This is a genomic window from Rubrivivax benzoatilyticus JA2 = ATCC BAA-35, from assembly GCF_000190375.1.
Lineage (GTDB): Bacteria > Pseudomonadota > Gammaproteobacteria > Burkholderiales > Burkholderiaceae_C > Rubrivivax > Rubrivivax benzoatilyticus.
This window is the reverse complement of sequence record NZ_AEWG01000119.1, coordinates 26410-33831: the sequence shown is the minus strand read 5'-3', so window position 1 is coordinate 33831 and position 7422 is coordinate 26410. Positions and strand designations below refer to the sequence as shown.

Genomic DNA, 7422 nt, shown 5'->3' with positions numbered 1-7422 from the left:
CGACAACGAGATCCGCGCGCTGGCCGCCTTCGCCGCCAAGCTGGGCAACGTGCAGCGAGTGGACGTGCTGCCGTTCCACCAGATGGGCGAGCACAAGTGGCAGGAGCGTGAACTGAACTACCGCCTGGCCGGCGTGCGCCCGCCGTCCGAGGAACTCGTGGCGCATACGCGCTCGATGTTCCGCGACGCCGGATTGCAGGTTACCTGACCCGCCCGCCGCGCCCCGCCCCCGACCGACGCAAGACACCGGGCACGGCCCCGGTCGGGCCTCCCATTGCCTGCGAACTGCCCGCGAAACCGCACAGACCGCCATGCTGACCGAAACCCGCCCCACCGCCGCGCTGCACGACGGCGCCCGTTTCCAGGCCGCCGTGACCCCGCGGCCGCCCGTGATCGACGCCGACGACGGCGTCAGCGCGAACCTGCCCTACGACGAGATCCTCGTCGGCCAGTCCGCCACCCGCACGCGGGCGCTGACGATGGACGACGTGCGGCTGTTCGCCACGGTCTCGGAGAACCGCAACCCGGTGCACCTGGATCCGCGTTTCGCCGCCGGCAGCGGCCACGGCAAGGTCATCGCGCACGGCATGTGGACCGGCGCGCTGGTCTCGGGCCTGATCGGCTCGCGCCTGCCGGGCCCGGGCACGGTCTACCTGAGCCAGGATCTGCACTTCCTGCACCCGATCAGCGTCGGCGACCGCATCACCGCCACGGTGACGGTGGTCGAGAAGCGCGACGCCGACCGCGTCGTCGTGCTCGATTGCGGCTGTGTCAACCAGGACGGCATCCTCGTGGCCGGCGGCATCGCCGAGGTCGTCGCGCCGGTGGCCAAGGTGCAGACCGCGCCGGTCGAGCTGCCGGAGGTGCAGCTGATCGGCCACCACCAGCACGACGCGCTGCTGAAGAAGTGCGAGCGCCTGCAGCCGCTGCCGACCGCGGTCGCCTATCCCTGCAACGAGCCTGCGCTGCGCGCCGCCGTCGACGCCGCCGAGGCCGGGCTGATCGCCCCGGTGCTGGTCGGCCCGGCGCGGCAGATGAAGGCCATCGCCGCCGAGCACGGCCTGGACATCTCGGCCTGCCGCATCGTCGACGTCGAGTGCCCCAAGGACGCCGCCGAAGCCGCCGCGCGCCTGGCACGCGACGGCGAGGTGCAGGCGCTGATGAAGGGCTCGCTGCACACCGACGAGCTGATGGGCGCGGTGGTGCGCAAGGACAACGCGCTGCGCACCGCGGCACGCATCAGCCACGTCTTCGTGATGCACGTGCCGACCTACGAGCGCACGCTCTTGATCACCGACGCGGCGATCAACATCTCGCCGACGCTGGACGACAAGGTGCACATCGTCCAGAACGCGATCCACCTCGCGCAGGCGCTGGGCGTGAAGACGCCCAAGGTGGCGATCCTGTCGGCGGTCGAGAACGTGAACCCGAAGATCCCGTCGACGCTGGAAGCGGCCGTGCTCTGCAAGATGGCCGACCGCGGCCAGATCACCGGCGGCGTGCTCGACGGCCCGCTGGCCTTCGACAACGCGATCTCGGCCGAGGCCGCACGCACCAAGGGCATCGAGTCGCCGGTGGCGGGCCAGGCCGACATCCTGCTCGTGCCGGACATGGTGGCGGGCAACATGCTGGCCAAGCAGCTCAGCTTCCTGGCCAACGCCGACGCCGCGGGCATCGTGCTGGGCGCCAAGGTGCCGGTGATCCTGACCAGCCGTGCCGACAGCCAGCGTTCGCGCCTGGCCTCGTGCGCCATCGCCGCGCTGCTGGCCCAGGCCCGGCGCGCCGCTGCCGAGTGAGGCCGCGATGAGCCGATACCAATCCTGCCTGGTGCTCAACGCGGGCTCGTCGAGCCTGAAGTTCTCGGTGCTGCGCCGCGACGAGGCCACCGAGGACCTGCACCCGGTGCTGAACGGCCAGATCGCCGGCATCGGCACCGACGCCCGCTTCGAGGCCCGGGACGCCAACCGCCGCGTCGTCGCCCAGCGGCGCTGGAACGCCGAGGACTCGCAGCGCCGCGGCGCGCTGCTGGAGTACCTGCTGGCCTGGCTCGGCCAGGCGCTGCCCGAGGACCGCATCGTCGCCGCCGGCCACCGCGTCGTGCACGGCGGGCGCGGTTACAGCCGCCCGGTGCGCGTGACGCCCGAGGTCCTGAGTGCGCTCGAGGCGCTCGTTCCGCTGGCGCCGCTGCACCAGCCGCACAACCTGGCGCCGATGCGCGCGCTGGCGGCCAGCCACCCGGATCTGCCGCAGGTCGCGTGTTTCGACACCGCCTTCCACGCCGAGCTGCCCTGGGTGGCGAGCACCTATGCGCTGCCGCAGGAACTGAGCTACGAAGGCGTGCAGCGCTACGGCTTCCACGGCCTGTCCTACGAGTACGTCTCGCAGCGCCTGGCGGCGCTGCGGCCCGAGCTGGCCAACGCGCGTGTCGTCGTCTGCCACCTGGGCAACGGCTCCAGCCTGGCGGCCGTGCATGCCGGCCGCGGCGTCGACACGACGATGGGCTTCACGGCGCTGGACGGCGTGCCGATGGGCACCCGCAGCGGCTCGCTGGACCCCGGCGTGCTGCTGTACCTGATGCGCGAAAAAGGCATGGGCGCCGACGCGCTGGAGGACCTGCTGTACCGGCGTTCGGGCCTGCTCGGCGTCTCCGGCCTGTCCAGCGACATGCGTGCGCTGCAGGAGTCCACCGACCCGGCGGCGCGGCGCGCGGTCGAGCTGTTCTGCTTTCGTGTCGCCAAGGAAGTGGCGGCGATGGCCGGCTCGATGGGCGGCATCGACGCGCTGGTGTTCACCGCCGGCATCGGCGAGAACTCGCCCGGCGTGCGTGCCGAGGTCTGCTCGCGCCTGGGCTGGATGGGCCTGGCGATCGACGACTACGCCAACGGCCGCAGCGCGCTCGAGATCTCCGCCGACGACTCGATCCTGCCGGTGTTCGTGCTGCCGACGAACGAGGAAAAGATGATCGCGCTGCACACGCTGGCCATGCTGGCCGCAAGCGCGCCGAACGGCCGTGAGGCCGACGAAGGACAGCCATGCTCGACCGCACGAACCCCCGCTACCTGCTGAACGAAGACGAGCCGTTGCCGGCCTACGGCGCGGCCGCGCCGCGTTCGTTGTTCGACCCGCTGGCCCCCGACGCGGTGGCCTGCGCCGCCGAGGAGATGGGCGTCAAGAAGGCCAAGGCCGGCGCCGCCCAGCAGTTCGGCCTGGCCGTGCTCGGCGGCGCCTTCGTCGCGCTGGGCGCGATGTTCGCCACCATCGCCATCGCCGGCGCCGAGCACATGCTGCCCTGGGGCGTGATGCGGCTGCTGATGGGCGCGGCGTTCTCGATGGGGCTGATGCTGGTCGTCGTCGCCGGCGCCCAGCTCTTCACCAGCGACGCGCTGATGGTCATGGCCTGGGCCAGCGGCCGGCTGGACACGCGGCGCATGCTGCGCGTCTGGACCATCGTCTGGTTCGGCAACCTCGTCGGCGCGCTCGGCACCGCGACCATCGTCTTCCTCGGCGGCCAGTACGGTTTCGGCCACGGCGAGGTCGGTGCCAGCGCGCTGTACCTGGCCGCCAGCAAGGCCAGCCTGCCGCCGTTCAAGGCCTTCAGCCTGGCCATCCTGTGCAACGTGCTGGTGTGCCTGGCGACCTGGCTGTCGCTGGCCGCACGCAGCGTGACCGACAAGATCGTCGCGATGTTCCTGCCGATCACGGCCTTCGTCGCCGCCGGCTTCGAGCACTGCGTGGCCAACATGTACTTCGTGCCCTACGGCCTGATGGTCAAGTGGTTCGCGCCGGCCGCCTTCTGGGCCGAACCCGCGGCGCAGGCCAAGGCGGCCACCGAGATCCCGGTGGCGCAGTACCTCGTCAACCTCGGCGTCGTGACGCTGGGCAACTGGGTCGGCGGCGCGCTGCTTGTCGCCGGCGCCTATTGGTGGCTGTTCCGCCGCGGCGCACGCGCTGCGGCCAAGGCTGCCTGAACGGAGCACACGATGTCCGGATTCATCGATTACACGGCGACCGCACGCGAGACCGAACGGGCGCTGCTGCGCGCCGGCCTGGCGCTGGGCCTCGACTGGGACGACGCCGTCGCGGTGCAGGCGCTCGCGCGCGAGACGCTGGACCGCCGCCAGGGCATGCGCCGCGCCGCCGCGCGCGTGCCGCACGGCCCGGAGCGCCAGCGCCTGAACCTGTGTGCGCTGGTCGTGCTGCGCCGGCGCATCGAGGTCGAATACGACCACGCCGGGGCCTGCGTCGCCGGCCGGGCCTGGCAGGCGATGTCGCAGGCGCTGGACCGCGAACTCGACGGCCGCCTCGCCGCCTGAGGTCCGGCGTGGCGCCGTGCAGACGCGCCACGGACTTTCCGGCGAACGGTCCGAAAGCGCCCCCGAGCGGTTCCCTGGCGGGCCCCGGCGGTATTTTCTCCGGAGTTTTCCCGGTGATTTCCGGGGTGGATCCCGGCGCGCCCTCGGGGAAGCCCTGGACAGTATCTCCGGGCTGGATTATGTTGGAACCAGAAGATTCTCCGGGGAGACCGGAGCGAAACCAGTCGAGGTTGTGATGTGCTGTGAATTCGAAGAAATGGCGATCGGTCTCGCGCGCAAGGCGCGGCGTTGTGGCGGCGAGAACAGCAAGCTCGTCCAGTCGCTGATGCGCCTGCTGCGCCAGCACGACGGCGGCCTGACGTCGCTGGCGGCACGTTTCGACGCCGAAGGCTGCGGCGAGGCGATGCGTGGCTGGATCACGCACGGCGCCGACAACACGATGGACGGCGCGACGATGCGCCGCGCGCTCGGCGAGCGCCTGTACGACAAGCTGGTGCGCCGCCTGGACCTGGACCCGGTCGACGCCGCCCAGGTGCTGGCCGAGATCGTGCCGATGGCCGTGAACCGCCTGACGCCCGATGGCCGCATCGACGTCGAGCCGGTGCGCCCGGGCGTGCAGGGCTGGTTCGCGCGCGTCGTCGCCGCGGTCTGATCAGGCGAAGCCCAGCTTCTCCTTCAGCTCGCCGAGCAGGCGGCGGCTGACCGGCACGCGCCGGCCGCCGTGGGTGACGATCTCGGCGCCGCCGAGCTCCTGGAACACGATCTCGAGGATCTGTTCCGGGTTCACGAGGTACTGGCGGTGGCAGCGCAGCAGCGGCGTGCGCTCCTCCAGCGTGCGCAGCGTCAGCTCGGTGAAATGCTCGACGCCGTCGGTCGTGACGATGAACACGCCGGTGCCGGTGGAGTTCACGTACTCCACCTGCTCGACCTTGACCAGCTGCACGCGCTGGTGGCCGGGGCAGGGGATCTGGCGCAGCGGCGCCGCCAGCTTGGCGAGGTCGGCCGTGGGCGCGGCGTCGCGGCGCAGGCGCTGCAGCGTGACGTCCAGCCGCGCCGGGTCCACCGGCTTCAACAGGTAGTCGAAGGCGTCCTGCTCGAAGGCCTTCAGCGCGTACTCGCTGTACGCGGTGAGGAAGACCACGCGCGGCATCTCCTCGGGGTCGAGCATGCCCAGCAGCTCCAGGCCGCTGATCTGCGGCATGTTGATGTCGAGGAAGACGACGTCGGGGTGCAGGTGGTTGATCGCCGACAGCGCCTCGACGGCATTGGCGCACTGGCCGACGATGCTCACGTCGGCCACCCGGGACAGCAGGCGCGCGATCTCCTCGCGCGCCGGGGTTTCGTCGTCGACGATCAGGACGTTCATCGCAGCCTCGCGGTTCAGGGCTCGCCGGTGGAAAAGGGCATGCGCAGCGTCACGCGCGTCATGACCTCGGGCTCGCATTCGATGTCCATGCCGTAGCCGGCGCCGTAGCGGTTGGCGATGCGGCGGCGCACCAGGTTGACGCCCAGGCCGTCGTTGCCTTCGGCCGGCGGCTTGTACAGGCCGGCATTGTCCTCGACGCACAGCAGCAGGTCGCCGCCTTCCTCGCGCGCCGAAATCTTCACCCGGCCGATGCCCAGCAGCTGCGAGGTGCCGTGCTTGATCGCGTTCTCGACCACCGGCTGCAGCGAGAAGGCCGGCAGGCGCACGTGCTGCAGCCGGTCGGGCACGTCGAACTCGACCTGCAGCCGGTCGCCGAAACGCGCCTGCTCGATCTCGAGGTAGGACGAGACGTGGGCCAGCTCCTCGATCAGGCGCGCGTCTTCGCTCGGGCGCTTGAGGTTGCTGCGGAAGAAGGTCGACAGGCTGAAGACGAGCGTGCAGGCGCGTTCGGGGTCGCGCCGGATCACCGCGATCAGCGTGTTCAGCGCGTTGAACAGGAAGTGCGGGTTGATCTGGGCCTGCAGCAGCTTGATCTCCGACTGCGCCAGCATCTCGCGCTGGCGCAGGTAGCGCCCGGCGAGGATCTGGTTGGACAGCAGCCGGCCGATGCCTTCGCCGAGCGTGCGGTTGATGTTGGAGAACAGCCGCGTGCGCGGCTCGTAGAGCTTGATCGTGCCGATGACCTGGTTCTCCTCGTCGGTCAGCGGGATGATCAGGCACGAGGCCAGCGGGCACTTGGCGTGGATCGAGCAGCGGTAGGGCACCTCGTTGCCGTCGGCGTAGACGACCTCGTTGCGTGCGATCGCCTGCTGCGTCAGCTTGGACTCGATCGGCGTGCCCGGCAGGTGATGGTCGGCGCCGATGCCGGTGAAGGCGACGAGCTGGCGCGTGTCGGTCATCGCCACCGCGCCGACGCCGGTCTCCTCCTGGATGACCTTGACGACCCGGGTGGCACGCGCCGAGCCATCGGGGTCGAAGCCTTCGCGCAGCAGGCCCTCGACGCGTGCCGCGATGGCCAGCGCCTTGGTCGAGAACACCGTCGACTGGCGTTCGTAGAGCTTGCGCCGGTCGACGAGGATGCGCATGAACATGCCCGCGCCCAGCGTGTTGGCCACGCCCATCGGGACGGCGATCTGCTCGACCAGATGCCAGTTCGCCGGCGCCTTCAGCATCAGCAGCAGGATCGCCATCTCGACGACGATGGCCACCAGCGTCACCAGCGCCACCGGCACCGGACGGAAGACGGTGGCCGCCTTGCCACGGCTGATCATGTAGCGGTGGTAGCCGCCGCCGATCAGCCCGCCGACGACGGTGGCGATGGCGCAGGGCAGGGCGGAGCTTCCGCCCAGCGAATAGCGGTGCAGGCCGCCGGTCAGGCCCACCGCCAGGCCGACCACCGGGCCGCCGAGCACGCCGCCGAGCACCGAGCCGATGGTGCGCGTGTGCGCGATCGAGTCGTCGATGTGCAGCCCGAGGTAGGTGCCCATGATGCAGAACAGCGAGCAGACGACGTAGCAGGCCGTGCGCTGCGGCAGCCGGATCGTCACGTGCATCAGCGGGATGAATATCCGGGTGCCCGCCAGGAGATACGCCACGACGAGGTAGACGCAGGTTTGCTGCAGCAGCGTGAGGCTCAGCGCAACGAAATTCATGGAGAAAAGCCTCGGTCCCTCGAAATACGCC

General features: G+C 70.6%; 7 protein-coding genes and 1 pseudogene. 6 read left to right on the top strand and 2 right to left on the bottom strand.

What is annotated here, in order from left to right; translation table 11 throughout:
- The 6 genes and pseudogenes from RBXJA2T_RS13745 to RBXJA2T_RS13720 form a co-directional block, all read left to right on the top strand.
- Positions 1 to 208 (top strand): annotated as a pseudogene (locus tag RBXJA2T_RS13745) (pyruvate formate-lyase-activating protein); the annotation flags it as partial.
- A gap of 103 nt (positions 209 to 311) precedes the next feature.
- Entirely contained in the window at positions 312 to 1796 is a 1485-nt protein-coding gene (locus RBXJA2T_RS13740; RefSeq protein WP_009858002.1) for a bifunctional enoyl-CoA hydratase/phosphate acetyltransferase, read from the top strand.
- Between the two features lie 7 nt (positions 1797 to 1803).
- The gene (locus RBXJA2T_RS13735) at positions 1804 to 3066 is read left to right on the top strand and encodes an acetate/propionate family kinase (protein WP_029719082.1); all 1263 of its coding nucleotides are present in this window, start codon (positions 1804 to 1806) and stop codon (positions 3064 to 3066) included.
- Positions 3033 to 3968 (top strand): formate/nitrite transporter family protein, encoded by a 936-nt coding sequence (locus RBXJA2T_RS13730; protein WP_009858000.1) that lies wholly within the window; start codon positions 3033 to 3035, stop codon positions 3966 to 3968. Before RBXJA2T_RS13735 ends, RBXJA2T_RS13730 begins: the two co-directional genes overlap by 34 nt.
- Positions 3969 to 3980: 12 nt before the next feature.
- Positions 3981 to 4313: a hypothetical protein gene (locus RBXJA2T_RS13725; RefSeq protein ID WP_009857999.1), complete on the top strand. Its 333-nt coding sequence runs from the start codon at positions 3981 to 3983 to the stop codon at positions 4311 to 4313.
- Between the two features lie 256 nt (positions 4314 to 4569).
- Complete coding sequence (locus RBXJA2T_RS13720) at positions 4570 to 4965, top strand: YidB family protein (protein ID WP_009857998.1); 396 nt, start codon at positions 4570 to 4572, stop codon at positions 4963 to 4965.
- Here RBXJA2T_RS13720 and btsR read toward each other — a convergent pair whose 3' ends face one another.
- Positions 4966 to 5679: a two-component system response regulator BtsR gene (gene btsR / locus RBXJA2T_RS13715; RefSeq protein ID WP_009857997.1), complete on the bottom strand. Its 714-nt coding sequence runs from the start codon at positions 5677 to 5679 to the stop codon at positions 4966 to 4968. It abuts the gene before it with no gap.
- A 14-nt stretch (positions 5680 to 5693) separates the two neighbouring features.
- The gene (locus RBXJA2T_RS13710) at positions 5694 to 7391 is read right to left on the bottom strand and encodes a sensor histidine kinase (protein WP_009857996.1); all 1698 of its coding nucleotides are present in this window, start codon (positions 7389 to 7391) and stop codon (positions 5694 to 5696) included.
- Between the last annotated feature and the right edge of the window lie 31 nt (positions 7392 to 7422).